Origin of the sequence: Mycobacterium bourgelatii (assembly GCF_010723575.1) — a bacterium.
In the GTDB taxonomy this organism is placed as follows: domain Bacteria; phylum Actinomycetota; class Actinomycetes; order Mycobacteriales; family Mycobacteriaceae; genus Mycobacterium; species Mycobacterium bourgelatii.
In genome coordinates this window covers 800,550-820,491 of sequence record NZ_BLKZ01000002.1, presented here as the reverse complement: position 1 = coordinate 820,491, position 19,942 = coordinate 800,550, and the positions used below count along the sequence as shown (strand labels likewise).

The 19,942-nt window shown below is 66.1% G+C and carries 22 protein-coding genes and 1 riboswitch; of the genes, 9 read left to right on the top strand and 13 right to left on the bottom strand.

What is annotated here, in order from left to right:
- The gene (locus G6N68_RS28760) at positions 1-1,338 is read left to right on the top strand and encodes an aromatic ring-hydroxylating oxygenase subunit alpha (protein ID WP_163719528.1); all 1,338 of its coding nucleotides are present in this window, start codon (positions 1-3) and stop codon (positions 1,336-1,338) included.
- Positions 1,339-1,367: 29 nt separating this feature from the next.
- On the opposite strand, the gene G6N68_RS28755 is transcribed toward G6N68_RS28760, so the two are convergent.
- Positions 1,368-1,886: a MarR family winged helix-turn-helix transcriptional regulator gene (locus tag G6N68_RS28755; protein ID WP_163719527.1), complete on the bottom strand. Its 519-nt coding sequence runs from the start codon at positions 1,884-1,886 to the stop codon at positions 1,368-1,370.
- A gap of 395 nt (positions 1,887-2,281) precedes the next feature.
- On the opposite strand from G6N68_RS28755, the gene G6N68_RS28750 reads away from it, so the two are divergent.
- From G6N68_RS28750 to G6N68_RS28730, 5 genes are read left to right on the top strand one after another with little or no spacing between them, the layout of a single operon-like run.
- The gene (locus G6N68_RS28750) at positions 2,282-3,790 is read left to right on the top strand and encodes a YHS domain-containing protein (protein WP_163719526.1); all 1,509 of its coding nucleotides are present in this window, start codon (positions 2,282-2,284) and stop codon (positions 3,788-3,790) included.
- A gap of 4 nt (positions 3,791-3,794) precedes the next feature.
- Positions 3,795-4,040 carry a toluene-4-monooxygenase system B family protein gene (locus tag G6N68_RS28745; protein WP_163719525.1) on the top strand — a complete coding sequence of 82 codons (246 nt, stop codon included), beginning with the start codon at positions 3,795-3,797 and terminating at the stop codon, positions 4,038-4,040.
- On the top strand, positions 4,033-4,368 hold the full coding sequence (locus G6N68_RS28740; protein WP_163719524.1) for a Rieske 2Fe-2S domain-containing protein: 336 nt from the start codon (positions 4,033-4,035) through the stop codon (positions 4,366-4,368). The genes G6N68_RS28745 and G6N68_RS28740 overlap by 8 nt, the downstream gene beginning before the upstream one ends.
- On the top strand, positions 4,365-4,676 hold the full coding sequence (locus tag G6N68_RS28735; protein ID WP_163719523.1) for an MmoB/DmpM family protein: 312 nt from the start codon (positions 4,365-4,367) through the stop codon (positions 4,674-4,676). The genes G6N68_RS28740 and G6N68_RS28735 overlap by 4 nt, the downstream gene beginning before the upstream one ends.
- A 6-nt stretch (positions 4,677-4,682) precedes the next feature.
- Positions 4,683-5,672 (top strand): aromatic/alkene monooxygenase hydroxylase subunit beta, encoded by a 990-nt coding sequence (locus tag G6N68_RS28730; protein ID WP_163719522.1) that lies wholly within the window; start codon positions 4,683-4,685, stop codon positions 5,670-5,672.
- A gap of 49 nt (positions 5,673-5,721) precedes the next feature.
- Here G6N68_RS28730 and G6N68_RS28725 read toward each other — a convergent pair whose 3' ends face one another.
- The 4 genes from G6N68_RS28725 to G6N68_RS28710 all read right to left on the bottom strand — a co-directional run bounded on the left by G6N68_RS28725 (position 5,722) and on the right by G6N68_RS28710 (position 10,618).
- Positions 5,722-6,120 (bottom strand): DUF4189 domain-containing protein, encoded by a 399-nt coding sequence (locus G6N68_RS28725; RefSeq protein ID WP_163719521.1) that lies wholly within the window; start codon positions 6,118-6,120, stop codon positions 5,722-5,724.
- Between the two features lie 843 nt (positions 6,121-6,963).
- Entirely contained in the window at positions 6,964-8,484 is a 1,521-nt protein-coding gene (locus G6N68_RS28720) for a PucR family transcriptional regulator (protein ID WP_163719520.1), read from the bottom strand.
- 62 nt (positions 8,485-8,546) lie between these two features.
- On the bottom strand, positions 8,547-9,386 hold the full coding sequence (locus G6N68_RS28715) for an SDR family oxidoreductase (protein WP_163719519.1): 840 nt from the start codon (positions 9,384-9,386) through the stop codon (positions 8,547-8,549).
- A 14-nt stretch (positions 9,387-9,400) separates the two neighbouring features.
- On the bottom strand, positions 9,401-10,618 hold the full coding sequence (locus tag G6N68_RS28710; protein ID WP_275900030.1) for an NADH:flavin oxidoreductase: 1,218 nt from the start codon (positions 10,616-10,618) through the stop codon (positions 9,401-9,403).
- A 310-nt stretch (positions 10,619-10,928) separates the two neighbouring features.
- On the opposite strand from G6N68_RS28710, the gene G6N68_RS28705 reads away from it, so the two are divergent.
- The gene (locus tag G6N68_RS28705; RefSeq protein ID WP_163719518.1) at positions 10,929-11,492 is read left to right on the top strand and encodes an Rv1733c family protein; all 564 of its coding nucleotides are present in this window, start codon (positions 10,929-10,931) and stop codon (positions 11,490-11,492) included.
- Positions 11,493-11,551: 59 nt separating this feature from the next.
- Entirely contained in the window at positions 11,552-12,559 is a 1,008-nt protein-coding gene (locus G6N68_RS28700; protein ID WP_163719517.1) for an NAD-dependent epimerase/dehydratase family protein, read from the top strand.
- On the opposite strand, the gene G6N68_RS28695 is transcribed toward G6N68_RS28700, so the two are convergent.
- Genes G6N68_RS28695 through mbhE form a run of 8 tightly spaced genes read right to left on the bottom strand, consistent with a single transcriptional unit; the run spans position 12,509 to position 18,765 of the window.
- Positions 12,509-13,078, bottom strand: coding sequence for a TetR/AcrR family transcriptional regulator (locus G6N68_RS28695; protein WP_163719516.1), 570 nt, complete (start codon positions 13,076-13,078; stop codon positions 12,509-12,511). The two genes, G6N68_RS28700 and G6N68_RS28695, sit on opposite strands and share 51 nt — an antisense overlap.
- Positions 13,079-13,089: 11 nt before the next feature.
- Positions 13,090-13,380: a cation:proton antiporter gene (locus tag G6N68_RS28690; RefSeq protein WP_205351549.1), complete on the bottom strand. Its 291-nt coding sequence runs from the start codon at positions 13,378-13,380 to the stop codon at positions 13,090-13,092.
- A 29-nt stretch (positions 13,381-13,409) separates the two neighbouring features.
- Positions 13,410-13,679, bottom strand: a complete 270-nt coding sequence (locus G6N68_RS28685; RefSeq protein WP_205351548.1) for a monovalent cation/H+ antiporter complex subunit F — start codon at positions 13,677-13,679, stop codon at positions 13,410-13,412.
- A 5-nt stretch (positions 13,680-13,684) separates the two neighbouring features.
- A complete protein-coding gene (locus G6N68_RS28680; RefSeq protein ID WP_163719514.1) occupies positions 13,685-14,185 on the bottom strand; it encodes a Na+/H+ antiporter subunit E in 501 nt (166 codons plus the stop codon).
- A complete protein-coding gene (locus G6N68_RS28675; protein ID WP_163719513.1) occupies positions 14,186-15,568 on the bottom strand; it encodes a complex I subunit 5 family protein in 1,383 nt (460 codons plus the stop codon). It lies immediately after the preceding gene.
- A 7-nt stretch (positions 15,569-15,575) separates the two neighbouring features.
- Positions 15,576-15,962: a sodium:proton antiporter gene (locus tag G6N68_RS28670; RefSeq protein ID WP_163719512.1), complete on the bottom strand. Its 387-nt coding sequence runs from the start codon at positions 15,960-15,962 to the stop codon at positions 15,576-15,578.
- Positions 15,959-16,450, bottom strand: coding sequence for an MnhB domain-containing protein (locus G6N68_RS28665; RefSeq protein WP_163719511.1), 492 nt, complete (start codon positions 16,448-16,450; stop codon positions 15,959-15,961). The genes G6N68_RS28670 and G6N68_RS28665 overlap by 4 nt, the downstream gene beginning before the upstream one ends.
- Entirely contained in the window at positions 16,447-18,765 is a 2,319-nt protein-coding gene (gene mbhE / locus G6N68_RS28660) for a hydrogen gas-evolving membrane-bound hydrogenase subunit E (RefSeq protein ID WP_205351547.1), read from the bottom strand. Before mbhE ends, G6N68_RS28665 begins: the two co-directional genes overlap by 4 nt.
- Before the next feature lie 169 nt (positions 18,766-18,934).
- On the opposite strand from mbhE, the gene G6N68_RS28655 reads away from it, so the two are divergent.
- Entirely contained in the window at positions 18,935-19,666 is a 732-nt protein-coding gene (locus G6N68_RS28655) for a PP2C family protein-serine/threonine phosphatase (RefSeq protein ID WP_163719510.1), read from the top strand.
- Positions 19,667-19,775: 109 nt separating this feature from the next.
- Positions 19,776-19,866: riboswitch (glycine riboswitch) on the top strand.
- Positions 19,867-19,942 lie beyond the last annotated feature (76 nt).

Here is a 19,942-nt window from a genome sequence, read left to right as displayed (position 1 = left end):
ATGAGTAGCTCGCTGGCCGCCGGCAATCCGGCGCGTTCTCGCGACGAGGACGCCATTGGCACCCCACCCGCCGGCCCGACGCTGGTCCCGGCCGAGCGCTACTACTCGCCCGCGTTCGCCGCGCTGGAGATCCAACGGATGTGGCCCAGGGTGTGGCAGGTCGCGTGCATGGTCGACCACGTGGCCGAGTCCGGCGACTACTTCGAATACCGTTGCGGGCCTTACGGAGTGCTGATCGTTCGCGGTGACGACGGTGTGCTGCGCGCGTTCCAGAATGCCTGTCGCCACCGAGGGAACTCGCTGTGCGTGGGGTCCGGTTCGGGACTGCGCGAGCTCAAGTGCGGTTACCACGGATGGACCTGGGACTTGACCGGCGTACTGAAGCGGGTACCCAATCGCAAGGGATTCGGTTCGCTGCGGATGTCGGACTTCCCGTTGGTGCCGGCCAAGGTCGACGTATGGGAGGGCTTGGTTTTCGTCAATCTCGACCTCGACGCGATGCCGCTGGTCGAGTACCTGGACGCCGTTCCAGACGACATCGCCTGGTGTCGACTGAGCGACTTCCGTTGTTACGCAACACTTACTGTGGAAGTCGAGGCAAACTGGAAGACGATCGCCGACGGGTACAGTGAGACCTACCACATTCAGACGCTGCATCCAGAGCTGCTCCGCTGTGTTGATGATATTCATGCGCCACAACAGATTTGGGTTCATGCCGGCAAGTCCGATCAACCGTATGGCGTGCCGAGCCCCCGGTTCGACGGCACGCTGAGCGACGAGGAAGTCTGGGATGCCTACGTTTACACCCAGGGCGCTCTCATGGGCGCCCCCGAGGGCACCCCTTTCCCCGCCGAGGAGCGGCAGCCCGGGCAAACCGTCCAGGATCTGATCGCCGCGCGCACCCGTGAATTCGCGGCCACCCGCGGTGTCGATCTGAGTTGGGCCGACACCGACCGCATCACCCGACTGCACCAGTACAACGTGTTCCCGAACATGACGCTGCTGGCCAATGCGGACCACCTGACCATCATGTGCTCGCGGCCGGGCCCCGACCCCGATCACGGGGAGATGGTGATGTTCTTGATGACGCGCATGCCGCCCGGCGCACCGCGCAACAAGCCCACCGACGTGCGGGTGTCCGCGGCCGAAGCCGAGCCGGGCATCGTTTTGACCCAGGACATCCGGGTCCTCCCCGGCCTACAACGTGGCTTGCATCAACCTGGCCTCACGCACCTGGTGCTGTCCGGCGAGGAGCGGCGCGTGATCAACATGCACCGCAACCTCGAGCGCTATCTCGACCTGCCGGAGTCCGAGCGGATGAGCTGCCCTTCCCCATAGCGCGGCCCCAGTGCGCGTGACGCCTTCCGTTACGCGGTGGCGTGGTCGGCGCAGTCGACGCGCAGATCCGAGACCGTCATCGGCAGGTCGTACAACCCGCAGTGATAGGTCCTGGTATCGGTTCCGATGGTTATGAGCTGGACGCAGTTGCTGCACGCACGCACGACCGGAAGCAGCTGCGCATCATGAAGTTTCGATATGACCAGCAGCAACGTGTCGAGCAGCTGTTCAGCTTCGGCGCGACTCAACTTCGATGTCGCGATCTCCGCAGGCGCGGTCCACCGGGACAGTTCGGACGCTATTTTGCGCCCCGCCTGGGTCAACACCAGGTCGTGCCGCCGGCGGTCGTTCGGATCTCGACTGCGGACCACCAAACCCTTGCGGACCAGCGCGGCGATGGCATCGCTGACGGTGGGTTCCGAGACGTTGAGTTCGCGAGCCAGGGTGGTGCTGCGTGCGACGGGCGGCGGGCCGACAAACAGCCAATTGAGCACGCGCATCTGCGTGCTCGACAGATCGTGACTTTCCGCCGCCCGCCTGGCCAGCACGTGCAGCGCGTCACCAACCCGGTCCAGCGCCGCGACGACTTTCGAGTCAAGACTATGGTGACGCGAGGTTTCGGGTTTCAGGGCACGACCTCATTCAGTTTGCCGGGCGTCGGCAACAGGGTCGCGACCGCGCCCGGATACACGACGCCATAGGCAGCGCGATCGTCGTTGCCCGTGATTGCCATCCCGCTTCCCAGGACCCTTCTCCTTGCGTTTGCTGACCGCAGGCGCACCCACCGGATGGTAACCACCGCGGGTTCGCGTCCTGACAGTGTGAATCAGCTTGATCCTAACCATTAGGAGTCCTTTGGATTTGTCGCATCATGAGTGCGTTCGCGTCATCAACGCAGTTCCACGCGGCACACACCGCAGCCCATGACGGACAAGGACGACTAATGCCCAAACTTTCCCGTAGTGACTGGTACGACCTCGCTCGCGACACCAACTGGACCTTCCGCTACGTCACCGAGGACGAGGTGTTTCCTGAGGAGCTCTCGGGCACGCACCGCGTCTCCACCGACGGATGGCTCAAATGGGACGAGCCCTACAAGGTCGGATACCGCGAGTACGTACACAACCAGGTCACCAAAGACACCACGACCTACTCGCTGAAGAACGCGATCGGACGCTCCAAGCTGTTCGACCAGCTGGACCCGGGCTGGAAATCGGTCATCGTCGCCCACTACGGCGCGATCACGATGCCCGAATACCTGGCCTCCATCGGTGAGGCCCGGATGGGGCGCTTCGGCCGCGCGGCGGCCTGGCGCAACACCGCCACCTTCGGCACCCTCGACGAGATCCGCCACGGTCAGATCCAGGCCTTCTTCCCGTACGGCCTGCTCGACAAGGAACCCCGTGGTGACTGGGCGCTCAAGGCGTTCCACACCAACAACTGGATCATCCTTGCGGTGCGCTACCTGTTCGACGACATGTTCGTCGCCAACGACGCGTTGTCCATCGCCCTGCAGCTGACCTTCACGTTGGAGACGGGCTTCACCAACCTGCAGTTCCTCGGCATGGCCGCCGACGCCATCGACGTCGGCGACCTGGAATTCGGGGCCCTGATCAGCTCCATCCAGACCGACGAGGCACGCCACGCTCAGCAGGGTGAGCCCACCATCAAGGTGCTCATCGACAACGGCGAAGCCGAGTGGGGCCAGTTCCTCATCGACCACATGTTCTGGCGCTCCTGGCGCATCTTCGCGCTGCTGACCGGCCTGTCGATGGACTACTACACTCCGCTGGAAAGCCGCCGGATGAGCTTCAAAGAGTTCATCGAGGACTGGGTGGTCAAGCAGTTCGCCGACCAGTTCCGTGACTATGGACTCGAATTCCCCTGGTACTGGGAGGAATTCATCAACGAGCTGACCTGGTATCACCACGCCATCCACCTGGGCGTGTGGTACTACCGCCCGACCGTGTGGTGGAACCCCGACGCCGGCGTTTCCGAGGAAGAGCGGCTGTGGCTGGAGAAGAAGTACCCCGGCTGGAACCGTGATTTCGGCAAGAACTGGGACGTCATCATCGAGAACATCCGCAACGGCGATGTCGCAGCGACCTTCCCGGAGACGGTGCCGATCACCTGCAACCTGTGCCAGCTGCCGATCGTGCGCGCCGCCGGCGTGACCGTCGGGGCGCACTCGGACCCGACCCCGCCGTCACACGTGCACAACGGCCGCAAGTACCTGTTCTGCTCGGAGCCGTGCAAGTGGATCTTCACCCAGCGCCCCGACCGGTTCGCCGGGCACCAGGCGTTGCTCGACCGGATCCTTTCCGGCGAAATCAGCCCACCCGATCTGGGCACCATCCTGGAGTACTTCGGTCTTTCCCCCGAGGAGCAAGGCCAGGATGCCGACAACTACGCGTGGGCATTCAATGGTTCGACCAACGGATCGAAGGATTAAGACGATGGCATTGCTTCCCCTTACCGCACTGTTCGAGGGCGACGTGATGGAACTGCTCGTCCCCGTCGACGACGCTGACACCGTTGAGGCGGTGACCGCGTCGATCGCCCATCACGTCGTCGGGCACCGCGTCGCCAAGCGCGATGCGCCGATCCGGTTGCGGCACAACGGTGTCGTACTGGATCCAAGCGTCGGCATCACGGCGGCCGGGGTCCAACCGCTGGACCACGTAGAGGCCTTCTATGACTAGTGCGACCACCTGGACGCCGGTCGCCACGCTCGATGACCTGTGGGAGGGCGAGGTGGCGGAGTTCTACGTCGGCGACCGGCCGATCCTGCTCGCCCACCTGCGCAGCGGAGAAATACGCGCCTTCGACGGCCTATGTCCGCACGCCGGTTTCCCGTTGGCCGACGGAGAGGTCGAGAACAACGTTCTGACCTGCTCCGCCCACAGCTGGGAGTTCGACCTCGACACCGGCGCCGGGGTAAATCCGGCCAACTGCCGGCTGCAAAGCCACCCGGTACGCCTTGACGGCGACCAGATCACCATATCGATCACCGAAGGAGACCACCGATGACCGCTGCAACCGAACGAGACAAGCTCGTCGGTCCCGTGGTTCGCGGCTTCGACCCCGACATCGTCGCGGCGGTCATCGAGGCCGCCGAAGTCGACAACCCCGACGTCGACATCACCATCGACGACCATGCCGGATACGTGCGTATTCACGCCCCTCGATTCCTACGTATCACTCGGGCGAGCCTGGAAGCCGCTGCGGGCCAAGAGTTCCCACTGGCCACCCTGGAACCGGCGCTGTCGGGATTCGCCGGCCGGATCCGGTACATCGGCGACGACGAACTGCACTGGTACCTGGACCGAGAGGACTGACCACCCATGACCACCGCAAAAGCCCGTCCGCGCAAGACGTGGAGCCTCAACGGGGACACCCGACGCAAGCCCACCGAATACGAGGCCGTCACGGGCAACTACCACTATCACTTCAACCGTAAGCCGGCCCCGTTCGACCTCGACCCAGGCAGCGCCATCAACCGCTGGTACCTCAAGCACCGCGAGGGCTCACCGCTGCAAGCCGAGGACTGGGAGGGTTTCCGCGACCCGGCGGCGCTGAACTACCGCCGCTACATTGCCCTGCAGCACGACCGCGAGGTCTACGCGGAGGGCGTCGTCGACCACTACGAGGCGCTCGACCACGACGCGACGCTCAACTCTGACTGGGTCGAGACACTCAACCGCGTCTACGTGCCCAGCCGCTACCTGTTCCACGTCCTGCAGATCACCAGCCTCTACGTGGGACAGCTGGCGCCCAGCGCCTACATCACCAATGCGGCGTTCTTCCAGGCCGCCGACGAACTACGGGCGCTGCAGTGGGTCGCCTACCGGGCCAAGTCCCTGTCCCTGTCCCACGGCACCCACCTGGCCAACACCGAAGAGACACGGCGCATTTGGGAGAACGACGAGCTGTGGCAACCGGCCCGCGAGACGCTGGAACGGCTGCTGCTGGCCTACGATTGGGGCGAGGCCTTCGTCGCGCTGAACCTGGCCGTCAAACCAGCACTCGACGCGCTCCTCAAGGAGGCGTTCGTCGACCTGGCCAGCGACCGGGGTGATGGTCTGACCGCTGCCCTGCTGCAGGAGTCCCGGGTCGACACCACCCGGAGTCAAGCCTGGCACATCGCACTGGCCCGCTACGCCCTGGCGGCCAACCCGGCCAACCGGGAGGTCATCGATGGTTGGGTCGAGAAGTGGCGGCCACTGGCAGACCGCGCCGTAACCGGCCTAGCCGGCGTCTTCCCCGACCCCGACGCCGCCCGCGACCGGGTCGCCAAGTCCGTCGCCGCGTTCACCGCGCAGTGGGCTGACTGACGCCACCTGAACGGATCACGCTGCAGGGAAGCGGGTTTCGGGCGGGCGACTAGTTGCAGGCCGTTACGACAACTCGCCCGCCACCGAGCCTGGACATCGCGTCGTGACCGGCCTGGTTGCGGTCGAGACCCGCTCCCCCGTGATACCTGTCGCCATCGTGCGCGACGGCACCGCAGAGGGTGAAGGTGACGGCAATATCGCAGTGGCTACCGCACGATTGCAACGCCTGCTGCTCGGCTTGCGTACGTGACTTCTGGCGCACCGCGTGACCCATCGAGCCGTCCGTAGCGACGGCGATCGAGCCGTATTTCTTGTGGCCCCAGTAGGGAGGTAACTGTTTCGCATCGGTAGCCGCGCTCGCCGGTGCGGCAAGTGCGAATGGCATTGCTACGGCAGCGATCACGCTGCCTAGCGCCAGGGCGCCCCGGCGTAGAACTCGGTTCCTCATGTCAAGACCCCTCTCCTCGTCGTTGAACAGATGTGGGCTGCGTCCGTGCGTCGGGTGTGGATTTGCTTGTTCACAAACGTGTTTGCTTGGGCAAAGGCTTCAAAAATGCGGGGGTAGGGCTCGCGCCACTGGGCACCGTGCCCCGCGCGGCGACGCCGCCACCGGAAGCTTCCTCATCGACGACCGCTCTAGCGAGCAGCCCTTGAAGCTCGCGGGCACGTTCTTGTCGCGTCGGGTAGTCGATTACGACCGTCGCGTCGTAATCCATTGAGTCATCAGGAACTTCAAGTACGCGCAGCGAACGCAGGGCGTCGAGTTCGGACGCCCAATCTGGCCCCAATCTGGCGTGGTCGCAGTTGCATTGCGTAGCGGTCACTTGTCTGATCTCTCTATTCGGCGTCCATTGGACGTCGCCAGGGGCGGGCTCAAGAGCGCAGCAACCGCCCCTGACGACTTTGTGGGCGCGAGTTCGCTGGCCTAAGAGCGCGGAACTACAGGGGAGGAATCAGCCCGCTGCTCCGGTGCCGCGTGTCTACTCACGCAAGGTGTGGTGGAGTGCGGGTCGGCGCGCGTACGACTAACCGCCGACCCGTGATCGTGCTACGACGTCACGGCGGCGGCGCTCGGTCAACCTGGTCGACGTACATCGCAACCTCCGCAAGTAACTTCTGTGTTACTTCTGATATTGCCGTCGCTGCGACCACAGTGTTTGACGTGATTCGACAACCGCGCGATCGAAGATTGTCGAAATTCGACAACGTGGCCCCGCCGAATCGTGCGTTGACTGTCTTAAATTGCGCGCGGTGGCCAGTGCCGGGGCTGCTAGGGACCGTTAGTCAGCGCCTAGTCAGATTCAGTGGCCGCGAGTTGGATCATCATGGCCAATCGTTTCTTGGCGTCGTCCAGCGTCAGGTTGGTGATCTCGGCCATCTTGCGCATCCGATAGCGCACGGTGTTCTCGTGTACGCCAAGACGTTCGCCCGCCTCTGCCGGGTCGCCTTGGCCCTCTAGCCAAGCCCTAAGTGTCGCAACGTATTCGGTCCCGTTGGCCTCGTCGTGGCGACGCAAATCGGCCACCGGTCCACGGTCCGGGGCCCGGCCTGTCCGGGAAGCGGTGCGCAGTCGGTGCAGCAGGATGTCATCCCATGATTCGTCGTACACCGGGGGTGCGGTCTCCGGCGACACCTCATGCAGTGCCAGGCACTCGTCGGCCTCGTGGCGCGCGGCGGCAAGGTCTGCCACTCTGGCCGCTCCACTGATGCCGGCCAACAATGTCACTTGATCGGGCAAGGCGGCCCGCAAACCGGTGACCCAGCGGCGCGCCGCCGAGGGGTCACCCGGAAGCAATGTGTAGACGGTGCTGCCCACCAGCGCGCTGCGACCCGGCCGTGACCAGCCGAACCCGGCGGTCGCGCGCTCGAACGCCAACAGCAGAGCGGCGTCGCGTTCCTGCCCGATGAAGGCTTGAATCGCGATCACCCGCAGTTTGCTGTTAGGCAGACCCAACCGGCTCACCAACGTGGCGGCATCCGGGGTGCCCTCCAACGACCGGATCACCAGCTCGGACTCGACCTGACGTTCCAGGTCCGCGCTGGCTCGTGACCGCAGCAGATGCAGGGCCACCGTGTGAGCACTCTCGGCCAGCGCGTTGCGCGCGGCTCCGTCCAACGGCGCGGTACACCCGACCCACACCGACCCCATGATTTCTCGTCCCGAGCGCACCGCCACCGCCATGCGGCCGGTCAGACCGTGTTCGGGGTCAGCGGGGACGAACAGCGGTTCATCGGAGTTCGCCAGGTGCGCCAAGACTCCGCGGGCCTGCAAGGACGCCCGCATGGCCTCGGGTACCTGCCGTTCCAAAATCGTCTCCACTCGAGCCGGGTCGGCGGGCAATTGGTGCCGCGAATATGCCAGCACCTGGAGCAATTCGTCGTGAATGACCACCGCACTGCCGATCGCATCGGCCAGACTGTCGGCGAGCGCGAACAAATCGGTTGGGCCACGACCCGATTCGGTCTCGCGGCCCTCCAATACCAGCCCGTAGACCACCGCGGCCAACTCACTCCACGAAAGCGCGTCGTCGACCAGCATCACCGCTCCGACCCCGGCATCACCGTCGAACGAGATGGGTTCCTTGGTGTCGCGCATCAACACCACGGCGGCGTGGGCGGACACGGCCCAGCGCACCGCCTCCGCCAGCGAGCCGGCCCCAATGGCCAACAGAACGTCACCCAATACGGGACGCTCGGAAAACGATTCGTGGATCACCACGTTGCGTAGTTCGGTTGACCTCGGCACCGAAGACCAGCGGAGGCGGACCCCGTAACTGCCGAGGACGTTGACCAAACGGTCCAAGGTGATCACGCGCCGCTCCTATGCCGAGTTACCACCAGCTAATCAGAAAGCCGGCGCGTCGTGCCGTCGGGCTATCCGCGGAAACGCCTTAGGTAGCTGATGAGCTGACGCGCCGGCACCGGTCGCGGCCAGGCGTCGGGTCGGAAGTGGGCATCGGTGCCGCCGTCGACGAAGATGATGCTGCCGCAGAGGAAGTCGGCCGCGTCGGACAGCATCAGTTCTACCCAGGTGGCGATGTGCTCGGGGTCGCCGAAGCCCCCGACGGGGATGGGAAACCGCTGAACGGCCTTGCCTTGCCGCGGGCTGGCCAGCTGCTCCTCCAGAAGCGGCGTCAACACCGCGCCGGGGGCCAGCGCGTTGAGACGTATGCCCGCTTTGGCCCACTCCGGTTGCACGGCGTGGCGGCGCACCCATCGGCTGACCGCGATCTTCGAGGCGGCATACATGATGGCGGGCCGCGCCGGGCCGAATAGGCGGACGCTGCGCACCGCCTTGTCGGCGTCGCCGCTGAGCAGCGCCCGTACCGTTCGCTTGGGAACCAGCGGCGTAGTTGTCGTCGAATTGCTGGACACGACAACCACTTTCGCGTTGCCGGCGGCGGCCAGCGCGGGTCGCCACTGTTGCAGCGGTTCGACCACTCCCAGATAGTTGACTTGAGCGATCAGGCGGGGCCGATCGGCGCCGCTGCTGGGGCCCAGACCGGCGGCGAGAACGGCGCCGTCCAGTTGCCCGTCGGTGGCCGCGAGTACCCGTTGCGCGGCGTCGGTTCGTCCGCCCGGTGTCGAGAGGTCCGCAACGACATCAGCCTGTTTGATATCGACGCCGATCACGGTGTGGCCGGCGGCCCGCAAGCGCGCAGCGGCGGCCGCACCCATTCCGGATGCCGCTCCGGTGACGGCGTAGGTACCCATATGTCGTGCCCTTCTCAGACGACCGCAGCGGGAGTTGGGCGCAGCACGCACCGGGTCCCGTTGTAGATGGTTGCCATGCATTTCGTGCAGTGCACGCAGAGCCCTTCCCGGGTGACGTCCGCGTGGAACCTGTTGATCAGGCCGGGATCGCGTAACAGCGCGCGGGCCATGGCCACGAATTCGAATCCTTCGCCCAGCGCCGTCTCCACGGTGTCCATCGTGTTCACTCCACCGAGCAGGATCAACGGCATCTTCAGCGCCTCACGGAACTGGCGGGCCAGCGGCAGGAAGTACGCCTCTTCGAACGGGTAGGTGCGGAACATGCGGCGACCGATGACCCGCAGTCCCAACCCGACGACGGCGGGCTGGGAGGCGATGAACTCGGCCATCGGGACCTCACCGCGGAAGTAGTACATCGGGTTCAGCAGGGAACTGCCTCCGGTCAGTTCGAGGGCATCGAGGTGGCCGTCGGATTCCAGCAGTCGCGCGGTGGGCAGGCTGTCGGTGAGCCAGAAGCCGCCCCGGACTCCGTCGTCCATGTTGAATTTCGCGGTCACCGCGACGCCGTCGCCGGCTTCGCGGCGCACCCGCTCGGCGACTCGGCGTGCCAGTTCCGCACGTCGGACGGTGTCGCCACCGTAGCGGTCGGTGCGCTTGTTGAGGTTTGGGCTGAAGAACGAACTCAACAGGTAGCCGTGCCCGAGGTGAAGTTCGATGGCGTCGAAGCCCGCGTCGACCGCGTTGCGGGCGGCTGCGCCGAAACCGTCGACAACTTCCTCGAGTTGCTCGGCCGTAGCGGCACGGACCAGGCCCATCGCCGGAGCGCTGAATCGGGTCGACGGCGCCAGCGTGCCGGTGCGGTTGGACCGGGTGTTGGCCACCAGACCCGCGTGCCCGATCTGGGCGGACACCAGCGTGTCGTGGGCGTGCACGGCGTCGGTCAGCCGACGCAACGCCGCCGCCCGCCGACTGTCGAGCACCATGGTGTCGCGGTGCACCCGGCCGCCGGGTGAGATCGCGCAGTAGGCCACGGTCGTCATCGCCGCACCGCCGCGCGCCACCTCCACGTGGAAGTCGATCAGGTCGTCGGTCACCTCGCCGCGCGGCATCCGACCCTCGAAAGTCGCCGCCTTGATGAACCGGTTCTTCAGCGTCAACGGGCCCAACGTCGCGGGCGTGAACGCGGCCGATGCGGCCGTCGGATTCGTCGTCAAGACAGTTTTCGATGCCATTGGCACCGTAATTTAGCACGCGGATAGGTCGCTGCACAGATCTCTGTCGAACCTCGACAAACCGGGGCGCGGCGGTTGTTCGGCCGCTGCAAGCCGGCTCTGCCATTCCAGGCCACCATGGAAACTGTCAGCCGCGGCATGACGCCATTTCGACCTGCCGAAAGGAAACCTTGCGATGACCACCCCGCCACGGAAACCTTCGTCGGCGCACGTGGGGCCGGCTCGTCGAAGGTGGGGCCGGCGGCCCTCCGACAGCAATTCCGGGTGCATATCCCACACCCTCAACGACGCGGATGGACACGACCCCGCGATGGAAACGTTCGTCCTGCGTGCGCCCCGGTGGTTCACGGTGCTCTTCAGCCGCAACCCGCTGATCCGCGTTGCCGACCGACTCGAAGCCCTGGCACTGGTGTTGGCCGTCGCGGTTTCGCTGCTGACGGTGCCGGTCGCGGGGGCGGTGGGCACCGCCGTCTACGACTCCCGCAGCCGCACCCACGCTGAGCAGGCCCAAGGCCGAAGTTCGGTGGTCGCCACGGTGATCGACCACCCCGTTCGTAGCGATCTCACCAGGGTTCATGCCCGGTGGTTCGCAGCTGGGACGGAACACACGGGCCCGGTCAGGGCGCCGTCGTCACCCAAGCCCGGCGACTCGATCGAGATCTTGGTGAACGAGGACGGTTCCTACGCGGGACCACCGGCCACGCCGGCAGCACGAGTGGCAGTGTTCGTAGCATTGGCGGTCTGGCTGAACGTCACGACCGTCGCGGTGGTCGCCTTCCTCGGGGCCAGGTCGCTGCTCAAGCGCACCCGCGACGCCGGCTGGCGAACCGACGCGTTAGCCAGCGACGGAAACGAGCACAGCAGCCGGCCCTAGCCAATCCGCGGCCAACCCGGTATAGATTTCGGTGCCATTGGCACCGTAATATGCACACCATGCTGATAGCCGTCACCGGTGGAACCGGATACGTGGGAGCTCACTGCGTGCGCGCGCTACAGGCTCAGGGGCACGAGATACGTCTGCTGGTCGGGCCGGACGCCGAAGGCGCGCCGGTTCTCGACCGGTTCGCCGCGGCGGGTGGCATCGAGTTCCACACCGGGGACGTGCGAAAGTGCCAGACCATCGAGGCGCTGCTCGACGGCTGTGACGCGGTGCTGCACGCGGCCGGAGTCGTCGGTACCGATAGTCGCCGCAGCGCCCTGATGTGGGAAATCAACGCTTACGCCACCGAAACCCTGCTCACCCACGCGGTAGGTGCGGGTCTCGATCCGGTGGTCATGGTGAGCAGTTACAGCGCCCTCTTCCCGCCGCCGAACGACGTCATAGGACCCGATACGCCGACGGCGGACGGCCGCAGCGACTACGCGCAGACCAAGGGGTATGCCGACCGGGTCGCGCGACGGTTGCAAGACGAGGGGGCGCCCGTCGTCATCACGTATCCATCCAGCGTCGTCGGACCCGCATTCCATTCGGCGCCCGGTGTCACCGAACGCGGCTGGGCGCCCCTCGTGCGGTTCGGTGTCGCACCCCGCCTGCGCGGCGGTATGCAGATGATCGACGTTCGCGATGTCGCCGACGTCCATGCGGCGCTGATGACGCCGGGCTGCGGGCCACGTCGGTATGTCTGCGGCGGCGTACTCGTGGCTTTCGACGAAATGATCGACGCCCTGGAACACGGCACCGGCCGCCGATTCGTTCGGATCCCTTTGCACCCGGCAGTGTTTCGCGGAGCGAGCAGGATCGCCGAAGCCCTGTCCAGCATCGTTCCCATGGGTGACGGGTTGAGCTACGAGGCTGCGCTGCTGCTTACCGCGGCGACGCCCACCGACGATTCCCGCACCCTTCGGGACCTTGGAATCCAGTGGCGGTCGCCAACCGACGCGATCATCGCGTCATTTCCTGGACACCGCGTCCGTGAGGAACCCAGCGACACGGGCGTGTAGCGCGTCGGTGTCGTCTTCGACGGCGATCGTGGTGAGGAACAGCGCGGCACCGGCGGCCATCGCGATGACGGCCCGGGCGTCGAGTGCGGCATCACTCGTGTCGTCGGAATCGCCGCTGAACAACGCGACCGCGGGTCCACTGAAGTCCGACCACAATCTTCTGCGCAGCTCATCGTTCTCGCCCATCGCGAGCAAGAGTCCCGGAACGGCGGCTTTCACCTCGGGACGGGCGAAAAGTTGCTGACTGCCGCGCACCACCCAATCCACCCAGCCCAACCGATCCGCACCCGCGAACGGCGCAAGATCGGGGGTCGCGCCCAGGATGGCGTGCAACACGAGCTCGGCCTTCGACGACCAGCGACGGTCCAGGCTCGACCGGCTGACCCCACATCTTGCGGCGATCAACCGCATGCTCAGCGCGTCCCAACCGACCTCCACGAGCAGCTCACGGGTCACCGACAACACCCGCTCGTCTATCGACGCGTCCCGCGGACGTCCCGCCGACCTACTGCTTTGCACGCCCGCCATTGTTATTCCGGCGAATCCGTCAGGTCATCGTCTGCGTCGGCTTTACTGCGGCGGCGGGCGGAACGGGAAATCGAGTGACCCGCCGTGGGCGAGGTCAGCACCATAAAGACGATCGCCAAAGTCGCGATAGAGATGATGGCAGCGTTCTCGGTCGCGATGGAGGACGCGAGGACGACGATCACTCCTGGGCCAGTGGCCAAACCTTGGGCATGCAACTGACTTTGCGTGTCGGGCATCCGCATGATGCCGTACACGCTGATGGTCAGCAGCAGGAGCCCCGCGATCAGCAACACCCCGCCCACAATGTCGAGAGCTAGCGAGATCATTCGAACGGCCCTCCGGATCCCAGATATCGGGCCGCGGCGACCGTCGCGACGAACGACAGCAGCGCGAGTGCCACCGCTGCGTTCAGGTAGTAGGACTTGTCCAGCAGGTAGCACAGCAGCGCGAGCAGTGACACCACGAGCACGGCCAGCAGGTCGAGGGCGACTACTCGCTGGTGCACGTCGCGTGCTCGCAGCAGCACCAGGCCCCCGGCCACGAGCAGCAGCGTGGTCCAGACAACGGCGACGATGAGCAGCAGGGTAGGCACGGCGATCAGGGGAATGCGCGCCGCTGTGCGCGCTGGTAGGAAGCGGTCTGGTCCTTGATCACGGCCTCTACGTCGGTGGCATCCAGCACATGCAGCACAAGTTCGCCCTTCGCGGTGTCGACGTCGACGACGACCGTATCCGGCGATAGCCCCACCCGGATCGCCCAGGCCGTGGCGGACGCCGGATCATTTCGGCGGATCGGCAACGTCACGAATCCCGGGGCCAGGGGTCGTAGCCCGAGGCAGTGGGCTGCCACCTGCCAGCTCCCACGGCACATGTCCACCAGGGTGAAACCGATCAGGGCGGGAAAGCCGGACAGGCGCCGCAGGGTCGTCGCACCCGACGGCCGCCGAGATCGCCGCTCGGGTCCGAGGACGCGCGCCTCGCCCAGTGCGAGTAGCAGCGCAAGACCGACGCCCACGAGCACATCGCCCGGCTCCACACTGGTCAGGAACAACAGGTAAACGGCGGTAAGCGCGGCGACCCGGACCACGAGGCTAATCATCTACAACCTCCCCAGCAATACATCGGCGCCGTCCTGACACATGCTGAGCAACGGTTCTGCCGCCAGGCCAATAGCCAGCACCAAAACCGCGAAGACCGCGACGAGCGCGCGCGCCGGTAGCGCGCTGGGCTCTGCGACGCCGGCAGGCGCATCGTCGGGGCGCCAGAACTTCCGCTGATAGATCTGAAACATGTACACCAGCGAAAGCACGCTGCCGACGACCAGCAGCACCACCAGCTGCGGCCGGTCCCCGACGACGGCGGTCCGGAACACTTCCAACTTCGCGATGAATCCGCCGGCCGGAGGCACGCCGGCGACGCTGAATGCCCCGATCGCAAATGCCGCCGCCACCAAGGGCCCCCGCAGCCCCGCAGCCAGGAACAGCAGCCCCTTGTTCACGGCGTTGATAATGCTGTAGACGACGGCCGCCGCCAGTCCGATCGAGCCGCCGATGCCTAACGCGATGAGCATGTAGCCGACCTGGCCGATGGCCGAGTAGGCAAGTGTCTCGCCGATGTCACCGCGTGACACCGCCACGACGCCGCCGTAGAGCATCGATACGACGCCCAGCGCGATGATCGCCGTCGCGGCAAATCGCAGCTCGTCGGGGAACAGGCCGGCGCCAAAGCGCAGCAGGCCGTAGCTGCCGATGTTGGACACGGCGCCGCTGAGGATGGCGGCGACGGCCGGGCGTGTGCCGGTGTAGACCGTCGGCAGCCAGAAGTGGAAAGGGAAGAGGCCGAGCTTGACGCTGAAGGCAACGAAGAATCCGACCGCCACGAGCAGCGTGGCATTCGGGCCGGCGTCGTGGATCCGCTGCGCGACGTCGGCCATGGCCAGCGCGCCCGTGATGTGGTACGTCCCCGCGACCGAGATCAAGAAGACGAACGAACCGAGCAGGTTCACTGCGGCAAAGATCAGCGCCGCGCGCAACTGACGGGCCAGCCCGCCATAGGTGGTCAGCGCGTACGACGCGATCATCGATATCTCGAAGAAGACGTAGAAATTGAACACGTCAGCGGTAAGGAACAGACCGGTCAAGCCCGCGGCGAGCAGCACCACCAGCCCGGGAAACGTCCGGGCGTGCACGCCGACGATCGCCTCGTTGGCAACCGCAAAGATCAGCACCAAAACCGAGACCAGCGCGAACAGCATCCCCAGCGCATCGGCATTCAGCACGATGCCCACACCGGCCTGCCAGCCACCCGTCGTCACCTGATCGGGTCCGGGTGAGAGCACGTCGAAGGTGAGAAAGACGATGGCAATGAACGTGGCGACCAACGCTGCGACGGCGGCCCAGGCGACATAGCGGCGACGGCCGTCCAGCGCGATGAGTACCGTGCCCGCCGTCCAGGGCACAAGCAGAACCAACGACAGCGCCATCAGGGCATCACGTCATCTCACTGGTATCCCGCTGCCGGTCACGCTGCAGCCGCTCTTCGTGCCTGCTCTCCTGAGCAGCGAGTTCGTCGCTCTGCGCGGTCCGGAACACCACCACGGCGCGGTGCACCAGCGCGAGCAGCAACGCCAGGGTGGCGAGCCCGATGACGAGCGCGGTCAGCATCAGCGCCTGCGGCAAAGGGTCACTCACCGGGTCCCCGGCTTCAGGGGAAATGGGCGCCTGTCCACGGGTCAGGCTGGCACCGATCAGCGCCACCACGGCGGCCTGCGACACGAGGGCGACGCCCACGACCATGCGCACCAGGTCACGTTGCAGCAGCAGGTAGGCCCCACCGCCGAAAAGCACGGCGGCCGTCATCGCGAACGCGAACATCATCGGATGCCGCCCTCCCCGTCTTCGCCGTCTGCGTCGTCGATGGTTTCCGTGACAAGGCGTTCGGGGCCAGAGAACTGGTGCAGCAGCATCGCCATCACCCCGAAGACGAGCAGGAAGACCCCGATGTCGAAGAGCAGCGGGGTGAACAATTCCAGCGAGCCGATCGTCACAACCCGCTGACCGCGTGCGGGGAAATGGCTGAACAAGGGCTTGTCAAAAAGCAACGGAAGGAAACCCACGAGCAACGAGAGCAGCAGACCCGCGACGGCCACTTGCGGCGCGAAGCGCAGCAGCGGCAACATCCTCTCCGCCGTCGGCGCCCCGAGCGCTACGTAACACAACGCCACAGCCAGGGCGACGACCATGCCGGCGGCGAACCCGTCCCCCACATCGACGTACCCCTTGACGATGAGGGCCGCCGCCACCATGAGACTCGGGCCCAACAGCACTTGCGCCACGACCCGCAGCACCACGTCCTTGCGCCTCACCAGAGCTTGCCCTCTTTGAGCAGCGTTGCCACACCGACGACGGCGACGAGCAGCACCGTGATCTCGGCCAGGGTGTCCAGGCCGCGGAAGTCGGTGATGATGACGGTGACGACGTCCTTCCCGTGGGCGCTCGGCGTGCTACGGATGTACTCGTCGGCCACACTCGGTGCGCTGGTCGGCGACGAGAGGAAGCCCCACACGGTGGCGAAGGCGGTTACCCCCGCGAGGATCCCGGCCGACACGCTGCGCCAGCGCCGACGGGGGCGCCCGCTGCGCGGCAGCACCAACGTCCCAGCGAGTCCACCGTGTTCGCGGGTGGGTTCGTCCTTCGGTAGGTGCGCGAACGCGGCGATGAAGATGAGGGTGATCATCGTCTCGACGAGAACCGCCACCAATGCGATGTCGGGGGCCGCCAGCAGCGCGTACACGGCTGCCAGAGCGAAGCCGACCACCGCCAGCGCCAACACCATTCCCACCCGGGCGCGGGCCCACGCGGTGGCCAGGGTCGCGATGATGACCAGGCCCAGCAATGGCAAGACCACCCAGTCGACACCGCGCACGCGCCCCACCACGTACTCGCCGGCCGTCGGCGTGACGGCAAAGGCCAATGTGGTCAACACACCGGCGGGAACCAGCACCGCGGCGACACTGCTACGCAGGTCGCGCACCTCGAAGTCGTGAATCGCCGCGGAGAGCCGCGCCAGCGCCCGCAGACTTCGGGTGTAAATCCGCAGCGGCCCGACCCGTTCGCCCACCCGCGCCAGGGCGAGCGAGATCGCGTCCCGGAGGCGCGGCACGGCCAGCAGCGAAAACCCCAACGCCCACGCACTCAGCGCCATCAGGTTCGCCGGACGCGCGTCCAGGTGGTAGGCGGGCGACAACTGGATGGGCGCGCCGTTGGTGACGGCTCCGGCATCCGTGGCCAAACCGCTGAGCAATTGCGGCACCAATCCGCCGAGCACCCCGACCGCCGCCAAGACGACGACGGGGGCCGTCAGCAGGCGTGGTGTCGGCTCGGGTTCGGTGCGCGTCGGGCCCAGGAACAGCAACACCCAGAACCGTCCTATGTAGGCCAACGTCAGACCCGCGGCGAGAACGGCGAGGCCGGCCAGCACCGGCCCGGCGCCGGCCTCCGCCTCGAAGAACAACTCGTCCTTGAAGAACCCCGCGGTCAGGGGCAACCCAGCCAGGTTGGCCGCCGCGATGAGGGCCGCTGCCGCCAGCAGCGGTCTGTGGCGTGCCATGCCGCCGAGGCGAGACAGGCGTTGTTCCCCGGTCGACATCGTCACCGCACCCGCCGTCATGAACAGGGCGCTCTTGGCCAGGCCGTGGGCAAGCACGTAGAAGGCCGCCGCACCGGCCGCAGTGTCGCCGTCGATGCCGTACAGCATCACCACGTAGCCGTACTGCGAGATCGTCGAGTAAGCCAGCACTTGCTTGAGCACATCCTGGCCGAGCGCGAGGACGCCGCCGACCACGATGGATGCCACGCCGACCACCAATAGGCCGGTCAGCACGACCTTGCTGTGCGCGAGCAACGGATGCACCCGGCCCAGAACGAGCACCCCCGCGGCGACCATGGCCGCCGAGTGCAGGTAGGCCGAGACCGGTGTCGGCGCTGCCATCGCCTTGGGCAGCCAGAAATGCAGAGGCACCTGCGCACTCTTGGCCAGCGCCGCCACCGCGAGCAGCGCCCCGGCGACGGTGGCCGTCGTCCCGGGCTCGATGCGGTCGAGCAGGTCAGGTATCGAAAAGGTCCCGTAATGCGCGTACAGCAGCACGGCGGCGATCAGCATGGCGACGGCGCTGGCCACGGTCACCAGCAGCGCCATCAGGGCCGCCCGGCGGGCGTGTGGCTCGTCCCGGTCGAAGCCGATCAGAAAGTACGAGCAGATCGCGGTCACATCGAAGAACAAGAACAGCAGCACCAGGTCCTGCGCCGTCGCCAAGCCCACCATCGCCACCGCGAACAGGGCCATCCACGGCCAGAATTGCCACCGGTCCCGCGCCGGGCGCTCTTTGTGCTTCAGGTGCAGAGACAGATAGGCCGTGCCGTAGCAGAAAACCAGGGCACCGATGCCGCAGGCCAACATCGAATACAGTGCCGCCAGTCCGTCGAACGCGAAGCTCAGGTGCAGGCCCAGCGACGGCACCCATGGCAACGTGACCGTTCCACCACCGGTGCGCCAGGCCCACAGACACACGACGAACCCGATGAGCGCGAGCGCGGCGGAAGTCCAACCTTGCCAGTCTGTCGGCATCCGCTGACGGTCGTCCGTCTCGCGCGTTTCCGCTGTGCTGGAAGCAGTGGTCACAAAGCTCCTCGTCGACAGACGGACACACTCTCGAGCGGGTGATTGCACTGCACAGCCGCGTCCCAGCAGTACCCGCGCAAGGAAAAAGTAAGCCTAGTCGCTTCCGTGGCGTCGCTCACCATGGCCAATGTGCGGGTGAAGCGGCGCCGAAGGCTTAACGTTGTGCCTTGTGGAGTTTGCGGGCGTCACCGACATCGGCCGTCATCGACGCAACAATCAGGACCGGTGGGCCGCGGATGCCGATCAGTCGCTGTTCATCGTCGCCGATGGAGTGGCGGGCAGCACCGACGGTGAACTGGCCGCTGCCCTGGTAACCGAACTGCTGCCGACGTACGTCGCCCGCCATCTCAAACCCGACGTCGAGGGCGAAGTCGTCGAAATCGAGCCAGAAGCGCTCGGCCGCGCGATTGAGGATTTCTGTGCCGACTTCCGCGGATATGCAAGCACCGATCCCCGGGCCGCCGGTGCCACCAGCACCGTGGTGGCGGCGGTGGTCACGGGGTCTCGACTTCTGGTGGCCCATCTGGGCGACAGCCGCGCATACCTGCTCCGCGACCAGGAGCTGCAGTGCCTGACCCGCGATCACAATCTGCTGCGGGAGCTCATAGACGCGGGCAAGGTCGATGTCGCAGACGCCGACCGGCACCCGGCACGCAACACGCTGACCCGGCATGTGGCGATGCTGCCGCGGGCGCTTCCCGATAGCTCTGCGGTGGGTCTGGAGCCCGGCGATCGGATCCTGCTGTGCAGCGACGGCCTCTACAGCGTGGTCGACAAACCGTCCCTGGAGCGAATACTGGCGTCGCATCCCGTACCCGAGGATGCTTGCACCGCTCTGGTCGCGGCCGCCAACGAGGCCGGCGGACCGGACAACATCACCGCCATCGTCATCAACGTCTAGCGCGCGGCCTGACTTTTCGGTGTGACGGGCGCCTCACGACCGCATCCGTGACATGGCGCCTGTACATAACCTATATTCGTATCCGATACACAAGTGAATCTGACGCCGTTGACGCGCCGTGGGAGAACCTCTTCACCGAGGTGCCGTAGGAGCAAGATCCTCCCCGGGAATCTCTCAGGCCCAAGTACCGCAGCGCCGAGGCGACTCTGGAGACAAGGCCGGCTTTGGCCGGGCTTACCGAAGGTGTACGGCTGTGCCGCCAAGCACGGCCCCAGA

Coding starts and splice junctions, on each gene's coding strand:
- G6N68_RS28760 (WP_163719528.1), top strand. CDS start 1: ATGAGTAGCTCGCTGGCCGCCGGCAATCCGGCGCGTTCTCGCGACGAG.
- G6N68_RS28750 (WP_163719526.1), top strand. CDS start 2,282: ATGCCCAAACTTTCCCGTAGTGACTGGTACGACCTCGCTCGCGACACC.
- G6N68_RS28745 (WP_163719525.1), top strand. CDS start 3,795: ATGGCATTGCTTCCCCTTACCGCACTGTTCGAGGGCGACGTGATGGAA.
- G6N68_RS28740 (WP_163719524.1), top strand. CDS start 4,033: ATGACTAGTGCGACCACCTGGACGCCGGTCGCCACGCTCGATGACCTG.
- G6N68_RS28735 (WP_163719523.1), top strand. CDS start 4,365: ATGACCGCTGCAACCGAACGAGACAAGCTCGTCGGTCCCGTGGTTCGC.
- G6N68_RS28730 (WP_163719522.1), top strand. CDS start 4,683: ATGACCACCGCAAAAGCCCGTCCGCGCAAGACGTGGAGCCTCAACGGG.
- G6N68_RS28725 (WP_163719521.1), bottom strand. CDS start 6,120: ATGAGGAACCGAGTTCTACGCCGGGGCGCCCTGGCGCTAGGCAGCGTG.
- G6N68_RS28715 (WP_163719519.1), bottom strand. CDS start 9,386: ATGGGTACCTACGCCGTCACCGGAGCGGCATCCGGAATGGGTGCGGCC.
- G6N68_RS28710 (WP_275900030.1), bottom strand. CDS start 10,618: ATGGCATCGAAAACTGTCTTGACGACGAATCCGACGGCCGCATCGGCC.
- G6N68_RS28705 (WP_163719518.1), top strand. CDS start 10,929: ATGGAAACGTTCGTCCTGCGTGCGCCCCGGTGGTTCACGGTGCTCTTC.
- G6N68_RS28700 (WP_163719517.1), top strand. CDS start 11,552: ATGCTGATAGCCGTCACCGGTGGAACCGGATACGTGGGAGCTCACTGC.
- G6N68_RS28680 (WP_163719514.1), bottom strand. CDS start 14,185: ATGATTAGCCTCGTGGTCCGGGTCGCCGCGCTTACCGCCGTTTACCTG.
- G6N68_RS28675 (WP_163719513.1), bottom strand. CDS start 15,568: ATGGCGCTGTCGTTGGTTCTGCTTGTGCCCTGGACGGCGGGCACGGTA.
- G6N68_RS28670 (WP_163719512.1), bottom strand. CDS start 15,962: ATGATGTTCGCGTTCGCGATGACGGCCGCCGTGCTTTTCGGCGGTGGG.